We start from the raw sequence: 22,138 nt of genomic DNA on the forward strand, positions 1-22,138 counted from the left end.
TAACATAAAAAACAATTTTTTTCAATTAAGATTATTTTAGGATTTTATCATAAAGGAATTTTATGCACAAAAAAAAGCAAGAATTAAATTCTTGCTCTTAATCTTATTCGTAATCTTCACAACTTAGTAAATCTTCTCTCTTAACTTTTCCTTTTTCGTCATAAGTCATTTTACTAAAGTTAATTAAATGTGGAATACCATCTAATTTTCTACATTCAATTAAGTGAACAACTTTGCTTAAATCTCCAACTTCTTTAGCTTGAGTTTTCATGATTTTCATCATTGAATATTTAAGTTCAGTTTCTTTGAAAGTAATAGTTGACATTCCTTTTTTATTGAAAGCAGCTTGAACCATTGATTCACAGTTTTCTTCTGTAAGTGCAGGAATTAAAATATAATCTACATCACTTGCAGCTTCGATTCCAGCTTCGTCTTTAACTTGAACAGTCTTATGTGAACCTTTAGCAACAGCCATAATAGCTGCCATGAATGGTCTAATTCCAGCAGATCTATGTCCTGAAATAATTAAAGTTTCTCCTTTAGCAATAGCTTCTTCGATATATAGACCATGTTCTTCTTTCATATAACCTGTGTCTACATGTTTTTGTAACATTGGATGCATACAAATTTCCTCCTTCTATTTTTCATATATATTTATTATACTACATTTTCAATTTTAAATAAATACTTTAAAACAAAATTATTAAAATAATTTATCTATTTTTGTGTAATACCTAACCACTAAATGATAAACCTATTATTGATATAGTTACAATAACAACACCAATCAATAAAGTTAAAGTTAGTGGAGTAGATAAAAATATAACTGACAAAACAACACTCCATAAACTAAAGGTACTATTTAAAGCCATTCCCTTTGGAACTCCATTTAAATTCATTCCTTTATAATAAAGCAAATAACTTAATGCGGCAAAAAATCCAGCAAAAACCAAATATCCTATTGTACCAAAACTTTGTATTGTTGTAACAAAACTACCAAACAAACTCAAACAAGGTAAAACTAAAAATAATATACTAATTCCAGATATCATTTCCCTTATATTTAGTATTATTTCCTCTTCAAGCTCCTCTTTTGTTGCAAAACTTACAATTGTTGCTTCAAGACCCCAACTAAAACCTGCAAGCAAAGAAAACAAAATTCCAAGATAAAAATATGGGTAATTTCCTGTAGGTTTTGTATAAGAAAGAACAAATGTTCCTACGATACAACCAACTATACAAATAAAAGTTTTAAAATTAATTTTTTCTTTTAAAAATATAAAAGATAAAATAGTTCCAAACATTGGACATAATGCGGAAATTGGTATTGCATAAGCAGGACCCGCTAGAGAAATCCCCATTATATATGAGCATTGTCCAACAGGCCCTCCTATTAAACCCGCAAAGCAGACCCATTTACCAGTCTTTGTTTTCAATGCGGGTAATATCATCTTCAATTTTCCTAAAAATCCATTATATCCAAGAACAAATAATCCTGCAAATAGATCATTGAATCCTGCAAAAACTAAAGGTAGAAAGAATATAATTTCTGCATTATAGTTTTTCATCAATCCACTTTCCATAAGCAAAGACAATACCATACCATTGACTGCCCACAAAAACCCTGAGGAAAGTCCTACAAATTCGTTCTTAAATTTTTTCATCTAAAGTTATACTCCATTCGGAAAAATTTATTTATCTAATTCTCTTAAGCCATATTTATCAATTATATTAAGAAGTTTTTTACCATAATTAGGATCTGTCGCATAAGTTCCAGTTAAAGCTCTAGCAGCTTCTTCTGGAGATTTTGCAGATAAAACTCCTGCATAATATCTTCTAAGCCATTTACTTTTTGTAAATAAATTAGCATAATATTCAAATGCTTCATCATAACCTGAGAACTTCATAAACTTTGCTGTAATATAATATTTTACACCGTTTTTATACTCAGCTGTTCTTATTTCATAATATCTTGAAGGTGGAGTATCTTTAGCAGCTTTTATTCCAAATAAATTATAAATTGGAGCTGGTGATAAACTATCACTTCCAAAACCAGTTTCCAAACAAGCTTGTGCAACTGCAATTGATGGGAATAGTCCTTTACCTTTAACAGCCTTTAAAACTCCTGGAACTATTTTATCTATAAAAGCATTATTATAAGATTTTGTTCCATATTTTCCATTTACAAAATTTCTATATCCTGACGCATCCTTAGCTCTACCAGTAAACTTTTCTCCATCTTTGAAGAAGTACCAATCTTTACCATCATCATACCAACCATCGGCATATTTTCCATTGTAGAAGAATTTTCTTCCATTTGCATCATTGCCATATCCACTATGTTTATCTCCGTCATTGAAATAATACCATTTTTCGCCATCTTTATGCCACCAGTTTGCATATTTTCCGTTATCAAAATATTTCATTCCATTGCCATCTTCTCCATAGCCACTATGTTTAGCTCCATTTTGGAAAAAGTACCAAGCTTTACCATCGTCGTACCAGCCATTTGTATATTTTCCATTATAAAAATATTTCTTTCCGTTGGCATCTTTTCCATAACCGCTATGTTTCTTTCCGTTTTGGAAAAAGTACCACTCTTTTCCAACTTCACACCACCAATTAGCTAAATCTCCTTCACTATCAAAGAATAAACCATATTTATATTTGCTTTTTGTATCTTTTGAGTATTTTCCATTTTTAAAATCCCTTTTCCCAGATGCATCTTCTGCTGTACCTGTAAATTTTACTCCATCTTGGAAAAAGTACCATTCTTTACCATCATCAGCCCACCAGTTTGCATATTTTCCTTCAGAAAAGAATTTTTTTCCATTAGCATCTTTTCCGTAGCCAGTATGTTTTTTACCATCTTGGAAAAAATACCAAGCTTTACCATCATTAGCCCACCAGTTTGCATATTTTCCTTTAGAAAAGAATTTTTCTCCACTTGCATCATTGCCATAGCCAGTATGTTTTTTACCATCTTGGAAAAAGTACCAACCATCACCATCATTAGCCCACCAGTTTAAATATTTTCCACCAGAAAAATATCTTTTCCCATTTGCATCATTGCCATAACCAGTATGTTTTTTACCATTACGGAAAAAGTACCATGCTTCACCGTCATTGTACCACCAGTTTGCAGGTTTTCCATCATCTCCATAAAATATTTTATTTCTATACTCTTTTGCTTCTATTAATTTATCACTTTCAAATGTACTCTTAAGTCCTAATCCACTCAACATTACTAGAGAAAATACTAAAACTTTTTTGTTTATTCTCATAAATACCTCCTAATAATTATTTTTTAATAATCATCTAATGTAATTAATTTTAACATATTTTTTCTATAACATCAACAAATAGCTAAAAATAAGCACTAAAAATTACAAAATTATTACAAAAGTGTTACAAAATTATTAAAAGCATATTTTTAACAAAAAATTTTTAAATAGAAAATTGAATATAAAAAAAGGAGAGATCTCATCTCTCCTAAATTTATATAATTAATTACTATTTTACTTCGTAATCATAATGTACATCATTGTTTAATAAACATTGATTGTAGTCTTTCATAATATCTCTAGCTTCAAATGATAACCAAAGGATAGCAACTAAGTTTGGTAATACCATTAAACTGTTGAAGATATCTGCTAATGACCAAACAATAGCAACTTCTCCAAGAGAACCAGCTATGATACAAATAAGAACTATAGCTCTATAAGGTAAAAGTCCAGCTTTACCAAATAAGTATTTAATATTTGATTCTCCGAAATAGTACCAACCAACTATAGTTGTAAATGCGAAGAATGATAAACAAACGGCTAAGAAAATAGCTCCGCCTGATCCAAATGCAGTTCTGAAAGCTTGTTGAGTTAATTGTGCTCCGGCTAAGAATTTTCCATCAGCTCCCTTAACTTCATAAGCACCTGTTACTAAAATAGAAAGTGCTGTTGCAGAACATACTAAAACTGTATCAATGAATACACCGATTATAGCTGTTAAACCTTGTTCAGCAGGGTGTTTTACGTGTGCTACAGCATGAGCATGAGGTGTTGAACCCATACCAGCTTCATTAGAGAATAATCCTCTTGCAACCCCTTTTTGAACAGCCGCTTTAACTGCTGCCCCAGCGATACCACCGGCTACTGCTGTACCGTTAAATGCACTCTTGAAAATCCATGCGAAAGTAGGTCCAATCTTATTAGCAAACATAACTAAAATTACTAAACTTCCTAAGATATAAACTGCAGCCATAACAGGAACTACAAGTTCAGCAAATTTTGCAATTCTGTCAATACCACCGATGAAAATTAAAGCTGCTAAAATAGCAATAACAACACCAATAATAGCTGGGTTAATATTTTCAAGTCCTTGAATACCTTTAATACCTGATGCTATTGAGTTTGATTGAACAGCATTACCCATAAATCCTAAAGCCAATACTATTGCAATTGAGAAAAATCCTGCAAGAATTTTAGCAAATGCTCCAGTTTTCTTCATACCTTTTGATATGTAATATGCAGGTCCACCAACAAATTCTCCGTCAATTTTAGATCTATATTTTTGAGCTAAAACTGCTTCTACAAAAATTGTTCCCATTCCAAAGAATGCTGATAACCACATCCAGAAAATTGCTCCAGGTCCACCTGCTGTAATAGCAGTTGCAACCCCTGCTACGTTACCTGTTCCTACTTGTGCAGCAACTGCTGTTGCTAATGCTTGGAATGAAGACATAGAACCTTCTTCTTTAGGTCCTTCTTGTTTTTTGAAAAGTCCTCCAAAAACTAATTTAAAAGCCTTTCCCATTTTTGTGATTTGTGGGAAGCCCAAAATAAATGAAAGGAATAATCCCGCAAATAGCAAACCGTACATTAATATATTACCAGCGATAAAATCGTTTATTTTGTTGATAGTATCAACAAGTCCTGAACCGCTTAGTAATACTAAATTAGATAATAAGTTCATATAATACCTCCTATAAAATTTATTAATTGTATTATACACTTTATTAGGGTATAAGTCAATATGTTTTCGGGAAAACTTTTGAGATTTTATAGGATATTACTTATAAAAATTCAGTTTAAAAATTTGACTATTTTTAACATTTTCCACAAACCGAGTACTTAATAGCATTATTTTTTCACGACAAAAAAGGTATACAATTAAATAATTATAATTATATACCTTTTCCCATTTAAATATAAAAAATATTTTTACTTAACTTTATCAATATATTTTCCATAGCCTTCTTTTTCCATATCCTCCAAAGGAATAAATCTCAAAGAAGCTCCATTGATACAATATCTCTTTCCACCCTTATCCTTAGGGCCATCGTCAAAAACATGTCCCAAATGTGAATCTCCGCCTTTGCTTTTTACTTCAATTCTTTCAAGTCCATGACTACTATCTTTTTTATAATTAATATTTTCATCTATTGGTTTGGTAAAACTTGGCCATCCACAACCAGCATCATATTTATCTTTTGAAGAAAAAAGTGGTTCTCCTGTTACTATATCAACATAAATTCCTTTTTCATCAAATTTATCATATTTACTTGAAAATGCTCTTTCAGTTGCTCCATTTTGTGTAACATTATATTCCAATTCGCTCAATTTATTTTTTAGTTCTTCTTTGCTTGGCTTTTTATATTTTCCATCTCTTCTTTCAAGAGGTTTATCCGCAAGACCTAAGTCAATATGACAATATCCATTTGGATGTTTCTTCAAATAGTCTTGATGATACTCTTCAGCTACAACAAAATTCTTAAGTTTTTCGACTTCAACAGTTATAGGCTTATCAAAATTTGGTCTTTGATCATTGATAAATTTTTCTATAACAGTTTTATCATTTTCATCAACATAGTAAACTCCTGTTCTATATTGTCTTCCACTGTCATTGCCTTGTTTATTAACACTTGTAGGTTCAATTATCCTAAAATAATGTTGTAAAATTTCTTCAAGAGAAATTTTATCTTTATCATAAACTATATGCACAGTTTCTGCGTGATCAGTACTCTTGATTTTTTCATAACTTGTTTCTGAGCCATTTCCATTTGCATATCCAACAGTTGTATCTGCAATACCTTCTATTTTTGAAAAATATCCTTCAACACCCCAGAAACAACCTCCTGCTAAATAGATTTCCCCTTTGTTCTTAATTGAACTTAAATCAACTTTTGGCTTTTCCATAACTCGCTCTCCTTTTCTAGTTTTTATTTTATATGTTACTACAAATCCTATTATAAAAACACATAAAATAAAAGGTATTAAAAATTTTTTCATAAAAATCATCCCCTTCCTGATTTTATAAAAAATATACCCTCCAAAAGATAATAACAATCAAATGTATTTAAAAAATCGTAATTATAAAAAAAGGAAGTTGTTTCCAACTTCCATAAATTATTCTGAAATTATTTTTACACTTGCACTTACGCCTAATCTGTCAGCACCTAATTCAATCATTTTTAAAGCAGTAGCCTTATCTCTTATTCCTCCACTAGCTTTAACTTTTGCTTTGTCTCCTACAGTTTTTTTCATAAGTGAAACAACATGTTCATTTGCGCCTGAAGTGCTAAATCCTGTTGAAGTTTTTACAAATTCTGCTCCCGCCTTAACACAAAGTTCAGAAACTTTTACAATTTCTTCATCAGTTAAAAGACAAGTTTCTATAATAACTTTTAAAAGTGCTTTTCCTCTTGTGGCATCTACAAGTGCCTTTATATCATTAAATACAAAATCTAAATCATTTGATTTTAATGCACCTATATTGATTACCATATCAATTTCATTTGCACCATTTTTGATTGCATTTTCAGTTTCAAAAACTTTACTTTCTGTTGTCATTGCTCCTAGTGGAAATCCTACAACAGTACAAACTTTAGTATTTGAACCCTTTAAGTTTTCAGCACATCTTTTTACATGACAACCATTTACACAAACAGAGAAAAAGTCATATTTTTTAGCCTCTTCACAAAGTTTGTCTATCATTTCATAAGTAGTATCTGCCTTTAATGCAGTATGATCCATATATCTATTTAATTCCATTATGCTATCTCCAATGCTAATTTCATCATAGTTGTAAAACTATTTTGTCTTTCTTCAGGAGTTGTAATTTCTTTAAAATGGAATGAGTCTGAAACAGTTAAAATTGTAATTGCATTAACTCCTGCATAATTAGCATTACAATAAAGAGCATAACTTTCCATATCTACTGCTAAAACTCCCATTTGTGCCCATTTTTTCCAATCTTCAGATGAAGCATTATAGAAAATATCAGAACAGAAAATATTACCTACATTGATATCAATATTTTGTTTTTTTGATGCTTCATAAGTTTTTCTTAAAAGTTCCCAAGAACAGTTTGCTGAATATGTTCCATCTAATTTATATTGATGAGCAAAATTTGAATCTGTTGAAGCAGCCATTCCTACAACTACATCATATAATTTAAGTTTATCACTATAAGCTCCACAAGAACCGATTCTGATTAAATTCTTAACTCCATAAAAATGAATTAACTCATAAGAGTAAATTCCAATTGATGGAACGCCCATTCCACTTCCCATAACTGAAACTTTTTTTCCTTTGTAAGTTCCTGTATAACCTAACATTCCTCTTACATCATTAAATAATGTAACATCTTCTAAAAAATTTTCTGCAATAAACTTAGCTCTTAAAGGATCTCCTGGCATTAAGACAGTTTCTGCAATTTCTCCTTCTATCGCTCTATTATGTGGTGTCATAAAAAACCTCCTTAATTATCTTTTATCTTACATAATATTAACATAAAAACTCTATTTTTTCAAGAATAATAGCCTAAATTCTAAATATCACAAGAGTTTAAATCCAACAATAATTGATGAACAGTCTTTTTAAATACAGGATGAATTTTATCCGGACTTATCTCATTCATAGGCTCTAAAACAAAAGACCTTTTTTGTATTTCAATATGTGGAACTTTTAAATCTTCTTCATCAATTATTAAATCTTCATAGAATAAAATATCTAAGTCAATAATTCTTGGCCCCCATTTGATTATTCTAACTCGTCCCATATCAAGCTCTATTTTCAAAAGAACTTCTAAAAGCTCTCTAGGACTAAGCTTTGTCTCAGCTATACAAACTGCATTTACAAAGTTATCCTGTTCTGTATAACCATAAGGCTCAGTTTCTATATAAGTTGAAACTTTTTCAACTGAAACTCCTCTTTCGTTCATCATCTTAATTGCTAAATCAAGATTTTTCCAACCTTCTCCCATATTACTACCTAAAGCAATCCAAACTTTACTCATAAGTCCTCCTATTTTTTATATGCTCCAAAATTAATATTTTCGCTTTTATCTGCCATTCTAATTGCATCTCCAATTAAAATTGCTGAAAAATGTTTATCAAAATTATGAACTCTTAATATATTTACACCTTTAAAAGATGCAATCGCACTTAAATATGCAGATGCCAAATCTACATTAGAAAGTCCCTCTTCTGTTTTTATATCTGAGTCAATATTATTTTCAGTTAAAATATTTACTACAAATCTCTTTCTGGAAACTCCTAAAAAAGATAAATATCCCATATTATGAATTCTGTCTATTCCCTTAATCAATTCAAGATTTTCTCTTTTTGTAAGAGCAAAACCAATACCGGGGTCTAAACAAATTCTAGACTTTTCTATTCCCTTTGAAATGGCAATATTTATAGTTTTATTAAAACACTCTTCCATCATATCTAAAATATCCAAACTTTGAAAATATTCCAAATCTTTATCTGTCATAAAGGCATTTTTTCCAAACTTTGGAAAAATTTTAGAGCCTTCATGTTCAGGTCTTATAATCACGGGATTAAACATCATAATATATCCGACATTTGAATTTGCAATGACATCAACCATTTTTTCATCGCCTAGTAATCCTGTAATATCATTAATAATATCCGCTCCTGCATCAATTGCTGACTTAGCAACCTCAGATTTCCAAGTATCTACTGAAATTACAACATCCATTTCAGACTTAATTGCCTTGATAATTGGAACAATTCTTTCAATCTCTTCTTCTACGGAAATTAATTTACTTCCAGGTCTTGTGGACTCTCCACCTATATCAATCATATAAGCTCCTTTTGAAACAAGCTCTTTTGCTCTTTTTACAGCTCTATCAATATCAAAGTATTTTCCACCATCTGAAAAAGAATCTGGTGTCACATTCAAAATTGAACATAACTTTGTACTTTCTCCATTTCTGATTGACTTGCTCCCAAACTTAAATTCAATATTACTCATAAAGACCCCCATATAAAATAATTTTTAATTATTATATATTTATTATATTAAATAAAACTTAAAATATCAACATAAAAAATCAGCTAATCGCTTAGCTGATTTTCAATAAAATTTTAAAATTAATTTTTTGCAATTTCTTCAATTAATTTTAGTGTAAAGTCATAAACTCTCTCAGTTGATGAAATTGAAAGATTTTCTTGCGGAGTATGTGCTCCTCTTATGTCAGGCCCAAATGAAATCAATTCAAGATTTGGATATTTTTCATAAATTGCTCCACACTCAAGTCCTGCATGAACTATAATATTTTCAAATTCGTTTCCAGTTAACTCTTTATAAACTTTGTTTGCATATTTTTGTAGTGTTGAATTTTCTTTCTTTTCCCATGAAGGATAACCACCTGAAAATTCGTAATTCAAACCAAATTTTTCTCCAATTTTACTAAAAGATGACTTCATATCTGCTAAAATACTCAATGAAGATGAACGAATAGAATCACGAATTATAATTTCATTTTCAGTAGTTTGAACTATTGCAAGATTTGATGAACTTATGATTCCAGTTTCATCTTTAGAATTAACTCCTGTAGGCAATTCTTCTAAAATATCAACTAAAGTATTTTTCAATGCATTTGTTAAAACTTTTCCTTTGAATGTTTCTTTTTTATCTATTGTAAGTTGTTCTTCACCGTTGTATTTTTCTGTAAATTTAGCAATTAATTCATCTAATTTTGGTGAATTTTCAATTACAATTTCTCCAACTCTAGGAATTGCATTGTCTTTATTTCCACAGTTTACACTTGAGATTGAAAGTCCGCTCTCTTTTATAAATTCAGCAATTGTTTTAATCATATTTCTTCTATTCTTGCCGATTTCCATTCCTGAATGTCCACCCAAAAATCCGTCAAAATGAAGTTTAACAAGTTCTACTTCCTTATTTTCAAATTTTAATTCTAAATTTGTTTTAAATAAAGTACCACCAGCTGAGCCAAGAGTTAAAATACCTTCTTCTTCAGAATCGATATTAAAAAAGTACTTTCCTTTTAATAGTCCTTTTTCAAGTCCCAAAGCTCCTGCCATTGTAGTTTCTTCAGTAACTGTAATAAGAACTTCAAGTTCAGGATGAACTAGAGTTTCATCTTCCAAAATCGCCATTGCCATTGCAACTGCAATTCCGTCATCTGCTCCAAGTGTAGTGTTATTTGCAAAAAGTAAATCATCTTTAATTACCCATTCAATTTTATCTGTTGCAAAATTATGTTTTGAGCTTGTAGCTTTTTCACAAACCATATCCATATGTCCTTGTAAGATTATTCCAGGTTTATTTTCATATCCCTTAGTTGCAGGCTTTCTTATATAAACATTAAGAATATCATCTTGTTTTGTTTCAAGTCCTAGTTTTTTTCCAAAATTATAGATGTAATCAGATACTGCCTTTTCATTATGTGATTCACGAGGAATATCTGAAAGTTCTCTAAAATAGTGAAAAACTCTTTCTGGCTTTAAATTCATATTATTCTCCTTTTACAATGTTTTCTACAATTTTTACAAGTAATTCTGAACCTTTTTCCATATATGAAATAGGAACAAATTCATATCTACCATGGAAGTTAAATCCACCAGCAAAAATATTTGGACAAGGTAGTCCCATGAAAGAAAGTCTTGATCCGTCAGTACCACCTCTAATTGCTTGAATTTTTGGAGTAATTCCAATTTCAACCATTGAATTATATGCTAGATCAATTATATCTTTTCTATCTTCTAATTTTTCTCTCATATTGTAATATGAATCTTTAAGTTCTAAAGTAATTGAATTATCATATCTGAAATTTAAAACTTCAACTATTTTTTTCATATATTCTTTTTTATTTTCAAATTTTGCTCTATCAAAATCTCTTATAATAAATTCCATATGAGTATTTTCAGTATCACCTTTCATTTCCAATAGATGATAAAAACCGTCATATCCTTCTGTATGTTCTGGTCTTTCATTTGCAGGTAACATTGATAAAAGATTATGAGCAACCATAAGTGAATTTCTCATAATATCTTTTGCTGAACCCGGATGAACATTTTTACCTTTAATATCCACAATTGCACTGCAAGCATTGAAACTTTCATATTCAAGTTCTCCAATAGGTCCACCGTCAATTGTATAAGCAAAGTCTGCACCAAATTTTTTAACATCAAAATGGTCTGCTCCACGTCCTATTTCTTCATCAGGAGTAAAGCCTATTGAAATATCACCATGTGGTAAATTATTTGATGTAATTTTTTGAATTGCATCCATAATAATTGCAATTCCTGACTTATCATCTGCCCCCAATAAAGTATTTCCATCAGTTGTTATTAATCTTTCTCCAACAACTTCTTTTAAGCAAGGAAACTCTTTTACAGACATCGTCACTTCATCATTTAACTTAATATCTCCGCCTTTGTAATCAACAAATTGAGGATTTACATTTGCTCCGGTAAGTTCTGTTGCAGTATCCATATGTGCAATAAAACCAACTTTTTTTAGATTGTTTTCTACATTTGATTTCAAATGAGCATAAACATAACCCTTTTCATCAATATGAGCATTTTCAATTCCCATTTCTTTTAATTGCTTTACAAGTAAATTTCCCAAGTTCTTTTGTTTCTCTGAAGAAGGAACTGTTTCAGACTTAGGATTTGATTGAGTGTCCATTTTTGCATATTCCACAAAACGATCTACTATATTCATAACTACCTCCAAATAATTTATTTCATATCTATTTTACCACAATTTTAAAATTAAAAAAAGATAGCAATCCTCTTCTGCTATCTTTTCATTTGATTATATCTTTTTATATTTTCTTCTGTTAAAAATTCAAAGGCTGAATTAATCTCTTGAAATTTTTCAGTGGTATCTGTATCTCTATTCAAATCCGGATGATATTTTTTTGCAAGTTTTCTATATTGCAACTTAACTTGATAGTAATCTATATCAAAAGTGTTAAACTCTAAAACTCTGCAAGCATTTTCGAATTTATTCTTAAAATCACTATATGGGTCATAACTTGCACCAGCATTTTGATAATATCCTTGATAACCTTGATATCCTCCATAGTATCCGCTTTGATTTGAAAAATATTCATTAAAAGCATTAAATCTTCTTTCCCATTCTTCTTGTTCTCGTCTTTGTCTTTCTTCTCTTTCTCTTTCATATTGTTCTTCTTGAGCTCTTTCATATTTTCTTTTATATTCTTTAAAAGATGAATAACCCTTGTTATTTCCCAACAAGAAATTTCCATAATCATTCAAATATTCACATAAAGAATAATTAATATATCTTAGAAAAGAAATAAATTTCTTTCCCAAGAATGGAACTATGAAAAAGACAAATATAATTAGCCAAAAAACTGGATTTGAAAGTAAAAATATAAGCACTAAAGGAAGTAAAAATGAACCCAAAGTTAAAAAAGCTATTCCAACTAATACTAAAAATACGGAAATACTGCTTAGTAAATTTACAATATAAGATAAGCCTGTTACTATTGCCCCTAAAACTACATCCAAGACTTTTGAAAGTCCTAAAATAAATTTTCCAAAAAGTTTTTTCACACTATTCTCCAAATTCTTCCTTTAAAATTTCATAAAGCGCTTGTGCTTCTTCCTTTGTAAGAGTTATCCCTTTAGACATTCTTTCATGACTTGGATTCCAATCCCTTATATCGTATTTTGGTTCTCTTTCATTCCAACTAACTAAATTTAACTCTTTTCTCCAACCTTTTTCATTTTCAGAAAGAATTCCTAATTCCTCTGCAATTTCGAATTTTAATTCCATTTTCTCCTCCTAATTTAACATTCCATTTTTATTTGTAGGCAAAGAAGCTATAAATCCATCCATTAACCCATTTTTTATTTTTGTTAAAATTTCAATTGAATGATTTATATCTGCCTTTCTATTCTCAACTTTTTTCAATAACTTTTGCATTCTTTCAACCTTTTTCTCATCAAGGGTATCTTTACAGGATTCCCCAAGATTTTTTACTTCTCTTTGCAAAAATTTCAAATTATTCTCTAAAGTTCGAATATTTTCCGAATACTCATCAATATCAAAATCTATCGGATTTTTTATCAATCTTTCTTCTTCAATAGCTTTAAAAATTTTATTCATTGTTCTTTTGCTGTCATCAGCTTTTGCTTTTAGCGTCTTTTTCCAAAGTTCTTTATCCCAATTTTTACTATTTGTTTGAGGAGAAATTTCTTTTGCAATCGCCTTAAAGACATCATCACAAGTATTTTTTTCTTCTATATCAAGTTCGTCAAATAGTCCTACAAAATTTTTAACTTCATTTGAATTAAATCTTTTGCTATTTTTATTTTCTGAGTCTATAATTGTATAAACTTGACTTACATCTACAAAATTATCTGCAAATTCAAGAGTTTTTAAAATTTCTCCTGCCCTAAAAAGATTCATAACATCTCTTTCAAGAGACTTTTGAATTTTCATAAGACTTTCAATATTTTTTTTATATAAAAGTTTAAACTTTTCATCATCTTCTAAAACTAAGTCATTCCTAATTGAAATAATTTCCTCTTTTAAAAGTAATAATTCCGCTAAATTTTCTCTTAAATCATTATATTGATTATATAAATTTTCATTAATCATTAAACATCACCTTCCATATAAGTAGAAAATTTGCTTTTATCAAAATTTAATACTAATTTTTCTTTTTTTAACCTATTCATCTTTTTTATCTTAATTTCTCTCTTAAGTGCTTCAGACTTTGTTTCAAAAATTTCAAAATAAACGAGTTTTACAGGAGTCCTTCCTCTAGTATATTTTGCTCCACTGCCTGAATTGTGCTTTTCAAATCTAGCTTTTAAATCAGTTGTATAGCCAGTATAAAAACTTCCATCTTTACACTCCAACATATAAACAAAAGTCATCATAATATTTCCTTTAAAACATCATTTATCACATCAAAGCCAAAACCTCTATAAGCTAAATAGTTTATAATTTTTTGCTTTTTCTTGAATTTATCCTCTTCATTAGACAATAGGTTCAACTTTTTTATACCCATTTTAAGGGCATTATCAAATTCTTCATCATATTCAAATTCATCTAAAAAGTCTTCAAAAATATTCTTAGAAATTCCTTTTTGAATTAATAAAGATTTGATTTTATTTTTTCCATATCCATTTAGTTTTCTCTTATCTTCAATAAATATTTCACAATAGATTTTATCGTTTAGATATTCCTCTTTTTCTAAAATATTTAAAACTTCATCTATGATCTCTTCTGCAAAGCCATTCTCTTTAAGTTTTAATCTCACTTCATATTTTGTTTTCAATTTTCCAGAAATATAATTAATTGCTCTTGACTTTGCTCTTTCAATATCTGAAAAATACTTCATTTCTAAAATTTCATCTTCTGAAAAATCCATATCAACAGAAACTTTATACTTTTCAAAAATATTGTAATTCAAAAGAAGTTTTGTTTCATCCTCAAAAATTACTTCAAAAACTTCTTTAGATTTACTATAATTTATACTTGTAACCTGCATTACTTAAATAATCCTATAACAGTTGGTAATACTCCTACTACCATCATTAAAGCTAATATAAGTGCAATAATTCTAGTTGCTGTTTCTCTTTTCATAAAATCACCTGCTTTTTTTTACTAACTCACATAAATATTGATTTATAAATTCATCAATATTCCCATTCATAACGGACTCCACATTTCCAGTCTCATAACCTGTCCTATGATCTTTTACAAGTGTATAAGGTTGAAAAACATAAGACCTTATCTGTGAACCCCATGCAATCTGAGAATATTTACCTTGAATATCTTCTATTTTTTCTCTATTTTCTTCCTGCTTTATAATCAAAAGCTTTGCAACAAGTTGTCTCATCGCTGTATCTCTATTAAACATTTGGCTTCTTTCAGATTGGCAGGAAACAGTTACTCCCGTTGGAATATGAGTTATTCTAACTGCAGAATCTGTTTTATTAACATGTTGCCCACCTGCTCCACCAGATCTATAAGTATCAATTCGTAAATCTTTAGGATTTATTTCAATATCAGTAATTTCTTCAATTTCTGGAAAAACATCTACACTTGCAAAACTTGTATGTCTCTTATTTGAAGAATCATAAGGAGAAATTCTAACAAGTCTATGAACTCCTTTTTCCCCTTTTAAAAATCCATAGGCATTTTTCCCCTCAACTTTTAAAGTAACAGACTTAATTCCTCCTTCAGTATCAGAATTGTAATCCAAAATTGAAAAAGAAAAACCCTTGCTGCTAATCCATCTTGTATAAAGACGTTGTAACATTTCAGTCCAGCCTTGTGCATCTGTACCACCTGCACCAGCATGAATTTCTAAAATGGCATTATTTGAGTCATATTCTCCAACCATTAAGGTATTTAATTTCAATGATAAATATTCCTTTTCAATATTGTGAATATTCTTTAATGCTTCTTTTTCATATTCCATAAATTCTTCATCAGATAGAATTTCTAAAAATTCTACAGAATCTACAATTTTTTGACTTAGACAAGTAAAAGTTTCAATCTTAAATTTTAAATTTTTCATATTATCTAAAATTGACTTTGCACTTTTAGAATCATTCCAAAAATCTTCCTTAAAGCTCTGAGCTTCAAGACTCCTATATTCATCCTCTAACTTGGAAATGTCAAAGTGAATCACCAATTTCTGATAAATTTTGTTGCAGTTTTTTTAACCTTTCAATTACTGTACTTAAATTTTCCATCTCTCCTCCAACGACAACAATAAAATACAATCTTTTCATTTAAAAATAGAGCTAATTACACTTTCAATAATGAAAATATAATTACAGTTAATTTTATACTATTAAGATATTTTCGTCAAGTCCAACAAAAAAGAGCCAATGGCTCTAATTCATTTTTAATATATTACGCTTTTACAATTGGAATCCATAATTCCATTTTATAATCTTTACTATCCATATCCCCTTCATAGTAATATTCAAAGTCAGGAGTTCCAGAATGAACATATCCATGTTCTGGAAAGAATACTTCCATTACATACTTCCAACCATTGTGAATACATTCAGGAACTACTCCTTTTAGCTCAACAATAGCATATTCAGCCTCTTCTACTTCTAGGATATCAAGTCCCATACTTTTTGCTTTATCTACATCCGTAACAATATATCCTGCCATGTAATTTATTACATTTGGACTTTCCACGTCATGACAAATGCCTACACTTTCTCCATCTCCTAGACTTGCAAGTTCTTCTTGGCTATATTTTTCATATAATTTATTCCAAACTTTTGGACATAATGATGAATTAATATTTTCTTCATTGAAACCTGCAACTGTAAATGAACCTTTCTTTTGAATTGTAACATTCATACTTCTTCCTCCTTTAACTGTTAATGCTAATTGAATTCTAGAAATCAATTTGAATGGTTTCCCATTTCTTACTTCAGAAGGAGTAAATCCATGAAAATTCTTGAAAGCTGTTCCAAAAGAGTCTGATGACTCATATCCAAATCTAAATGCAATGTCAATTACTTTTTCGTCCGTATCTCTTAAAGCAATCGCTGCCTCTGTTAATTTTCTTCCTCTCAAATATTCTGAAAGTGTTGTTTCAGTTAAAATAGAAAACAATCGACTAAACATCGCATATGAATATCCGGATAAATGAGTTATTTTCTTTTCATCAATTTCATCTTCTAAAACAGTTTCTATATAATCTATCGTACTATTAAAAGATTTTATTATACTCATTTGATTTCCCCTTTCTAGATATAGTTTAACAACTTTTAGATTGTACTACCCTATAATGTAGGTACAAATTTTAAAGGATATTTTTTATTTAAATGAAAAAGAGCTGTTCGCTCTTTTCATTCTATTTTACTATTTTTACTTTTAAACTTCTTAAATATGATTTTTCTTCTTCGGTAATTCTTCTGCTTTCTATTGCCTTTTGAATGGATTTATTATGAGTCCAATCATCAAGTTTTTTATTTTCTATAAACTTTATAGCATACTTTTGTTGTTTAGCAAGGGCAGTTGCAAAATACCAAGCAATCATCATATTCACATAATATTCTTCAGAACTAACTTTTGAAACAATTTCCAAATGTTCTTCTTTAAAATTTTCATCCAAATAATTTGAAAGCAAAAGACCTATCCCATATCTTATAACATAAGTGTTTTCATCTTTTATCCAATCTAAAATATATTTATATGTTTCATTTGGATATTTTTTAAAAACTTTCGGAGAAAACAAGTCACAAGTTGCCCAATTGTCAATGAATGGAATAAATTTTTCTGTATATTCCATAGCTAAATCAAAATCTTTTATTTGCTCAATCAAACATCCATGTAAATTGTTTTCTTCATAGTATTTATGCGGAAGATTATTTAAAAATTTAAAAGTTCGTTTTTCATCTTCTTTAAATAATTTTTTTGCATAATTTCTTAAATCTGGCGTTCTAACTCCGATTATTAAGTCTTTATCTACTGTTGGAATAAGTTTTGCATTAAAATTTTTATATTCAATATCTTGAAAAGAAAATAAATCATTTAATATTTTATCCATATATTTTCCTTTAAATTTATTTTATTTTTAATTCCTCAAATAACTCTTCGTCTGATTTATAAGTTTCGTGCATTGGTGAAGGCATGGCATTTTCAGATTTATATCCCATGAATAAAAGTAACTCTACTTTGTTTTGTTCCGGAATATCAAATTTTTCCTTAACTATTTCAGATTTAAATGCTTTGATAATAACTGAACCTAATCCTAAATCTTCAGATTCAAGAACCATATGTGTTGCAACAATTGCAGAATCAACAACTCCACTTGGAATTCCGTCTTCATATTTCCAACATTCATCCGAATTATATGTTATAACAAACATAAGTTGTGAATTATATTCACAAGGAGATGACTCATTTAAAAGTTTTAATTTTTCATCATCAGTACAATAGTATATTTTTATCGGTTGGCTATTTTTTGCAGTTGGTGCAATTTTTCCAGCTTCTAAAATTTTTAAAATCTTTTCTTTTTCAACCTTTTTGCTTGAAAAATCTCTTACTGAATATCTCTTTTTTGCCAATTCTAAAAAATCCATAACTACCTCCTTTATAGATTTGCAACTTTGAAAAGTTTCCCATCTATTTCAACTTTTCTAAGTCTTTTTTCAAAATCAATTCTTTTAATCCAAACTTCCCTTTCACAACCTAGACATTTCAATTTTATTTCAATTCCCGTTTTTAAAATCTCCCATCTATTTGTTCCACAAGGATGTTCTTTTTTTAAAACTACAATGTCCGATACTTTGTATTTATACAATTTTATCACCCTTTTCAAGTTTCAAAAATTCAATATTTTTTTCTTTAAATTTTTTATACAATTCTTCTCTTAAATTTTTTTCGTTTTGCCACTGCGTAGAGTGTTTACTCCAAATTGCAATAGCAATCTTTACATAATATTTTTCAGTTTCAGTAACTCCAAAAAATACTGGATCTTTAATTACACTTTTATATTTTTTTGAAAATTCTGGTGAAAAATCATTTATGATTTTCTTAACTTTTTCAACATCTACATCAGTTGGAAAACAAAAAGTAACAACAGATCTTTGATTATTTTTACTAAAGTTCGTAACAGTTGTTATACTGCCATTTGATATTATATTTATACTTCCGTCATAACCTTGAATCTGTGTATTTCTCATATTTATAGCCATAATATTACCAGAAATTCCATTAATATTAACATCATCTCCAATATTATACTGATCATCTAGTAGAATAAAAACTCCACTGAATAAATCTTTAATAATACTTTGAACTCCAAAAGCAATTATAATACCGCCAACTCCAGCAGTTGCTATTAAAGATAAAGTATTTACATCAAAAATACTAAGTATTATAACCACAGCGATAAAATAAATAATATATTTCAAAACACTTGACAAAATAGAAACTATAGAATTAACTTTTTTAGAATTTCTGAAATCATTTGATTTATATGTTTTAACTAAATTTGTCAAAGCTTTTGTAAAAATATAAATTATAATTTTAGCAATCAAAAAAACTATTACTGATAAAATTATTTTTATAATTAAACTTCTAAGCGAATCTGAATAAATCAAATTCTCAAAAAAATTATTCATTAATATTTATCTCCGTTACAACATTTCCTCTATCTTGTGTCTTTTCAAAAAGCCAAAGGTAATCAACGTTTTTACCAGTTTCTTTTAATGATTTCACTGTTTCAAGTTCGCTTGGATCAAGTAAAATTGCAAGACCACAAGAACGACTTACTTCCCTAGGTGTTGGAATAGTTTTAAATTTTTTATCTAAATTTTTAAGTTCTTTTTCTAATTGCATTGTATGATTAACTGAATTAAAAGTCAATAATAAATATTTTTCGTCCAAAAAAATCCCTCCTATTTTATTTTTTTGTATTTATCTTTTTGAATCAAATATACTGAATCTTCACTTTGAATAGAATCTATTATCTCAGCTGAAAATTCTTTCTTTTTTAAACTAGACTTATCAACTAATACATACCCATTATTTTTGACTAAAAGAATTTCTTTACTTAAAATATAAGATTTTACATAGTCATTACCAATTTCAACAGTTTTTTCTAGTGTCAAATCCTTAGCATTAAAAACTTTTAAATCATCAGAAAATAAATAAATCTTTCCAGAATGATAGATAACATTTTTTAAATTTTTTATATAGTATTGACTCTTTATAATATTTTTTTCAAAAAGGTATAATTTTTCATTTGTAGCAACAAAAAGTTTATCATCTGAATCATTTACAAATCCAAATTCTATTATAAATTCATTAAAAAATGTAAAATCGCAAACAGTTGACTTATCTTTTGAATTTAAAATATGAAATCTAGATTTAATTGAATTTTCCGATTTTACATAATCTGTATATGCAAAATTATTTTTACTTTTTGAAAATTTTATATATCCAGGATTTTGCACATCATCATTTGTATACAATTCACTTAAATTCTCATCATAAATTTTAAAACTCGTATTATTGATTAGAATAATTTTATTATTTTCAATAAAAAAGTCCTCAATTTCATTATCCAATGAAACACGTTTAATCTCATCAAAGTTCTTACTATACATAATTATTTCATTACTCATCAATGAATAGATAACATCATTAGAAACTCTAATTTTACCATTATTCTCAATATCTTTTTCTAATTTAAGTTTTCCATTTTTATTAAATCTTGAAAATTTATTTTTTTCGAAGATATACATTTCATCTTTAATAAATTCAATTTTACTATATGGTTTTGAAAAATCATAAGCTACTTCTTTATTAGAATTACCTGAGAATTTTAAACTTAAAAATATAATAAATATAATTACTGCAATGGTAAAAATTCCCATTGCAATTTTATTCTTATATTTTGAAATAATTTCCATACTTTCTCCTAAAGTCCTAATTTATCTTGCTTTCTTCTAAGTTTAGTTATAATATGGTCTTCATCCAATTCAACCATATCAAGAGTAATAAGCTCATCTTTCTTAACATCAACTTTTAACTTAGTTTTTTTAGTAATCATAGCAATTGGCAAAAGATTTCTATTTTTTTGATCTGCATGGCTTGTTATTTTACCAAAAACGGATTTCCCACCAATCCCCTCTAAAATTTCTCCTGCTTTCAAATCTCTTTTCGCAACTGTAATTGTATCTGAAACTTGTCCACAAGCTGGGACAATAGTTGATTCTTTTTCAACAATTGCATTATATATAGTAATTGGAGTTTCGAGACTTGTTAAATGATAAGGTCTGTATATAGCATAATTTGGGCCATCTCCCATTTTTAAATATTTCATTAAATCATGAACCTCATCACTATCACTTGTTACGATAGCATAAACTCCTGGCGCTACTCCAAAAGCAAAATCCACAGTCTTATAATTATTTAAAATTCCTCCTTGCTCTTTAAGAGAAAAAATTTTAGCTAGCTCTGCAGGTGTAGCATTTGGTCCATGACAGCCGATAACATCAGGGATAAATCCTAAAGCGTTCGCAGCACTTGTAAGTTCAATCATAGTATTAGTCCCATCAATAAAGCCTGCAAGCATTTTTGGGTAAAGTCCCTTTGAAATCGCCTCTTCTCTGACTTCATCTTCTGTAATATAATGATTAAGCGGATTATTCTTTCCCTTTCCAACTGCAAGAAGTTTAAACCCTGCACCTAAAGCAAAATCTGCAAGTTCCATTATTGCACCTGGTTCATCTCCAGCAGATCCAGTATAAATAACATTTTTCTTTTTTGCTAAATTGAATAAATACGGTCCAATAACTGCATCACATTCAACATTCAACATAATTGTATGTTTTCTATTTTCAATTGCATCCATTGCTAAAATCGCACCAAAAGGAGGATTCCCAGTTGCATCAACAACTCCTTTTATATCTTGTAATTTGCAAGCAATAGTATAATCATCAGAAACGACATACATACCATTTTTTATAGAATTTTCAATTATTTTTATATTATCACTTGTAGTAATATCTGACTTTCTAACGCCGGAAGAAATAAGAGCTTCCATAGCTTTTTCTGGTTTTTCATCTATTACAACAGAACTTGTAAGACCTTTAATTCTAGAAAGTTGATTAACAAGTCCTTTCCCCATTTTCCCAGCTCCAATAAGCGCAAACTTAACTTCTTTATTTGCATTATATAAATTGTTAAGTTTGTTTTTCATTCTAAACATAAAGTCCTCCATATCAATATTAATTTTATCATTCTTATTTTACTACAACATATAAATTTTATCAAATTTTTTTATATGAAAAATGCCCTTTACTATAAGCTAATTTTAGTGTAAAATTATAGTA

The 22,138-nt window shown here is 28.8% G+C and carries 25 protein-coding genes; all 25 read right to left on the reverse strand.

Translation table 11 applies throughout. The annotated features are described in order from the left end of the window. Positions 1-103: 103 nt before the first annotated feature. The 25 genes from RWJ08_RS02675 to RWJ08_RS02795 all read right to left on the reverse strand — a co-directional run bounded on the left by RWJ08_RS02675 (position 104) and on the right by RWJ08_RS02795 (position 22,014). Positions 104-622, reverse strand: coding sequence for a hypothetical protein (locus tag RWJ08_RS02675; protein ID WP_009372543.1), 519 nt, complete (start codon positions 620-622; stop codon positions 104-106). 112 nt (positions 623-734) lie between these two features. Continuing rightward, on the reverse strand, positions 735-1,664 hold the full coding sequence (locus RWJ08_RS02680; RefSeq protein ID WP_313960973.1) for a DMT family transporter: 930 nt from the start codon (positions 1,662-1,664) through the stop codon (positions 735-737). 27 nt (positions 1,665-1,691) lie between these two features. Continuing rightward, complete coding sequence (locus RWJ08_RS02685) at positions 1,692-3,284, reverse strand: glucosaminidase domain-containing protein (protein WP_313960974.1); 1,593 nt, start codon at positions 3,282-3,284, stop codon at positions 1,692-1,694. Positions 3,285-3,513: 229 nt separating this feature from the next. Beyond that, positions 3,514-4,968: a sodium:alanine symporter family protein gene (locus tag RWJ08_RS02690; protein WP_313960975.1), complete on the reverse strand. Its 1,455-nt coding sequence runs from the start codon at positions 4,966-4,968 to the stop codon at positions 3,514-3,516. Positions 4,969-5,216: 248 nt separating this feature from the next. Further along, the gene (gene msrB, locus RWJ08_RS02695) at positions 5,217-6,284 is read right to left on the reverse strand and encodes a peptide-methionine (R)-S-oxide reductase MsrB (RefSeq protein WP_313960976.1); all 1,068 of its coding nucleotides are present in this window, start codon (positions 6,282-6,284) and stop codon (positions 5,217-5,219) included. 117 nt (positions 6,285-6,401) lie between these two features. Beyond that, entirely contained in the window at positions 6,402-7,046 is a 645-nt protein-coding gene (gene deoC, locus RWJ08_RS02700) for a deoxyribose-phosphate aldolase (protein WP_313960977.1), read from the reverse strand. Further along, positions 7,046-7,744: a purine-nucleoside phosphorylase gene (gene deoD, locus RWJ08_RS02705; RefSeq protein ID WP_313960978.1), complete on the reverse strand. Its 699-nt coding sequence runs from the start codon at positions 7,742-7,744 to the stop codon at positions 7,046-7,048. The genes deoC and deoD overlap by 1 nt, the downstream gene beginning before the upstream one ends. Positions 7,745-7,824: 80 nt before the next feature. Then, on the reverse strand, positions 7,825-8,292 hold the full coding sequence (folK, locus tag RWJ08_RS02710; protein ID WP_313960979.1) for a 2-amino-4-hydroxy-6-hydroxymethyldihydropteridine diphosphokinase: 468 nt from the start codon (positions 8,290-8,292) through the stop codon (positions 7,825-7,827). Positions 8,293-8,300: 8 nt separating this feature from the next. Then, a complete protein-coding gene (gene folP / locus RWJ08_RS02715; protein WP_313960980.1) occupies positions 8,301-9,275 on the reverse strand; it encodes a dihydropteroate synthase in 975 nt (324 codons plus the stop codon). Positions 9,276-9,394: 119 nt separating this feature from the next. After that, positions 9,395-10,783, reverse strand: coding sequence for a beta-Ala-His dipeptidase (gene pepD / locus RWJ08_RS02720; RefSeq protein ID WP_313960981.1), 1,389 nt, complete (start codon positions 10,781-10,783; stop codon positions 9,395-9,397). 1 nt (position 10,784) lies between these two features. Beyond that, positions 10,785-11,996 carry a peptidase T gene (pepT, locus tag RWJ08_RS02725; protein ID WP_313960982.1) on the reverse strand — a complete coding sequence of 404 codons (1,212 nt, stop codon included), beginning with the start codon at positions 11,994-11,996 and terminating at the stop codon, positions 10,785-10,787. 77 nt (positions 11,997-12,073) lie between these two features. Further along, entirely contained in the window at positions 12,074-12,856 is a 783-nt protein-coding gene (locus RWJ08_RS02730; protein WP_313960983.1) for a DnaJ domain-containing protein, read from the reverse strand. A gap of 1 nt (position 12,857) precedes the next feature. Continuing rightward, the gene (locus RWJ08_RS02735; protein ID WP_009372535.1) at positions 12,858-13,079 is read right to left on the reverse strand and encodes a YdbC family protein; all 222 of its coding nucleotides are present in this window, start codon (positions 13,077-13,079) and stop codon (positions 12,858-12,860) included. Positions 13,080-13,088: 9 nt separating this feature from the next. Further along, positions 13,089-13,907: a hypothetical protein gene (locus RWJ08_RS02740; RefSeq protein ID WP_313960984.1), complete on the reverse strand. Its 819-nt coding sequence runs from the start codon at positions 13,905-13,907 to the stop codon at positions 13,089-13,091. Continuing rightward, complete coding sequence (locus tag RWJ08_RS02745) at positions 13,907-14,191, reverse strand: GIY-YIG nuclease family protein (RefSeq protein ID WP_313960985.1); 285 nt, start codon at positions 14,189-14,191, stop codon at positions 13,907-13,909. Before RWJ08_RS02745 ends, RWJ08_RS02740 begins: the two co-directional genes overlap by 1 nt. Further along, entirely contained in the window at positions 14,188-14,805 is a 618-nt protein-coding gene (locus RWJ08_RS02750; protein ID WP_313960986.1) for a regulatory protein RecX, read from the reverse strand. The genes RWJ08_RS02745 and RWJ08_RS02750 overlap by 4 nt, the downstream gene beginning before the upstream one ends. 99 nt (positions 14,806-14,904) lie before the next feature. Further along, a protein-coding gene (gene prfB / locus RWJ08_RS02755) for a peptide chain release factor 2 (protein ID WP_313960987.1) occupies positions 14,905-16,018 on the reverse strand; the annotation gives its coding sequence in 2 pieces (ribosomal slippage) (positions 14,905-15,942 and positions 15,944-16,018; 1,113 coding nt in all). A 163-nt stretch (positions 16,019-16,181) separates the two neighbouring features. Continuing rightward, positions 16,182-17,024, reverse strand: a complete 843-nt coding sequence (locus RWJ08_RS02760) for an AraC family transcriptional regulator (protein ID WP_029949799.1) — start codon at positions 17,022-17,024, stop codon at positions 16,182-16,184. 121 nt (positions 17,025-17,145) lie between these two features. After that, positions 17,146-17,841, reverse strand: a complete 696-nt coding sequence (locus RWJ08_RS02765) for a DNA alkylation repair protein (RefSeq protein WP_313960988.1) — start codon at positions 17,839-17,841, stop codon at positions 17,146-17,148. A 16-nt stretch (positions 17,842-17,857) separates the two neighbouring features. Continuing rightward, on the reverse strand, positions 17,858-18,376 hold the full coding sequence (locus RWJ08_RS02770; RefSeq protein ID WP_313960989.1) for a nitroreductase family protein: 519 nt from the start codon (positions 18,374-18,376) through the stop codon (positions 17,858-17,860). Positions 18,377-18,387: 11 nt separating this feature from the next. After that, positions 18,388-18,597: a DUF951 domain-containing protein gene (locus RWJ08_RS02775; RefSeq protein WP_009372460.1), complete on the reverse strand. Its 210-nt coding sequence runs from the start codon at positions 18,595-18,597 to the stop codon at positions 18,388-18,390. Next, positions 18,590-19,420: a mechanosensitive ion channel family protein gene (locus RWJ08_RS02780; protein ID WP_313960990.1), complete on the reverse strand. Its 831-nt coding sequence runs from the start codon at positions 19,418-19,420 to the stop codon at positions 18,590-18,592. The genes RWJ08_RS02775 and RWJ08_RS02780 overlap by 8 nt, the downstream gene beginning before the upstream one ends. Next, positions 19,413-19,685, reverse strand: coding sequence for a DUF3343 domain-containing protein (locus RWJ08_RS02785; protein WP_009372733.1), 273 nt, complete (start codon positions 19,683-19,685; stop codon positions 19,413-19,415). Before RWJ08_RS02785 ends, RWJ08_RS02780 begins: the two co-directional genes overlap by 8 nt. 11 nt (positions 19,686-19,696) lie before the next feature. Beyond that, complete coding sequence (locus RWJ08_RS02790; protein WP_313960991.1) at positions 19,697-20,713, reverse strand: hypothetical protein; 1,017 nt, start codon at positions 20,711-20,713, stop codon at positions 19,697-19,699. 8 nt (positions 20,714-20,721) lie between these two features. Then, positions 20,722-22,014: an NAD(P)H-dependent oxidoreductase gene (locus RWJ08_RS02795; RefSeq protein ID WP_293439954.1), complete on the reverse strand. Its 1,293-nt coding sequence runs from the start codon at positions 22,012-22,014 to the stop codon at positions 20,722-20,724. Positions 22,015-22,138: the final 124 nt, after the last annotated feature.

The organism is uncultured Parvimonas sp. (assembly GCF_963524015.1).
Lineage (GTDB): Bacteria > Bacillota > Clostridia > Tissierellales > Peptoniphilaceae > Parvimonas.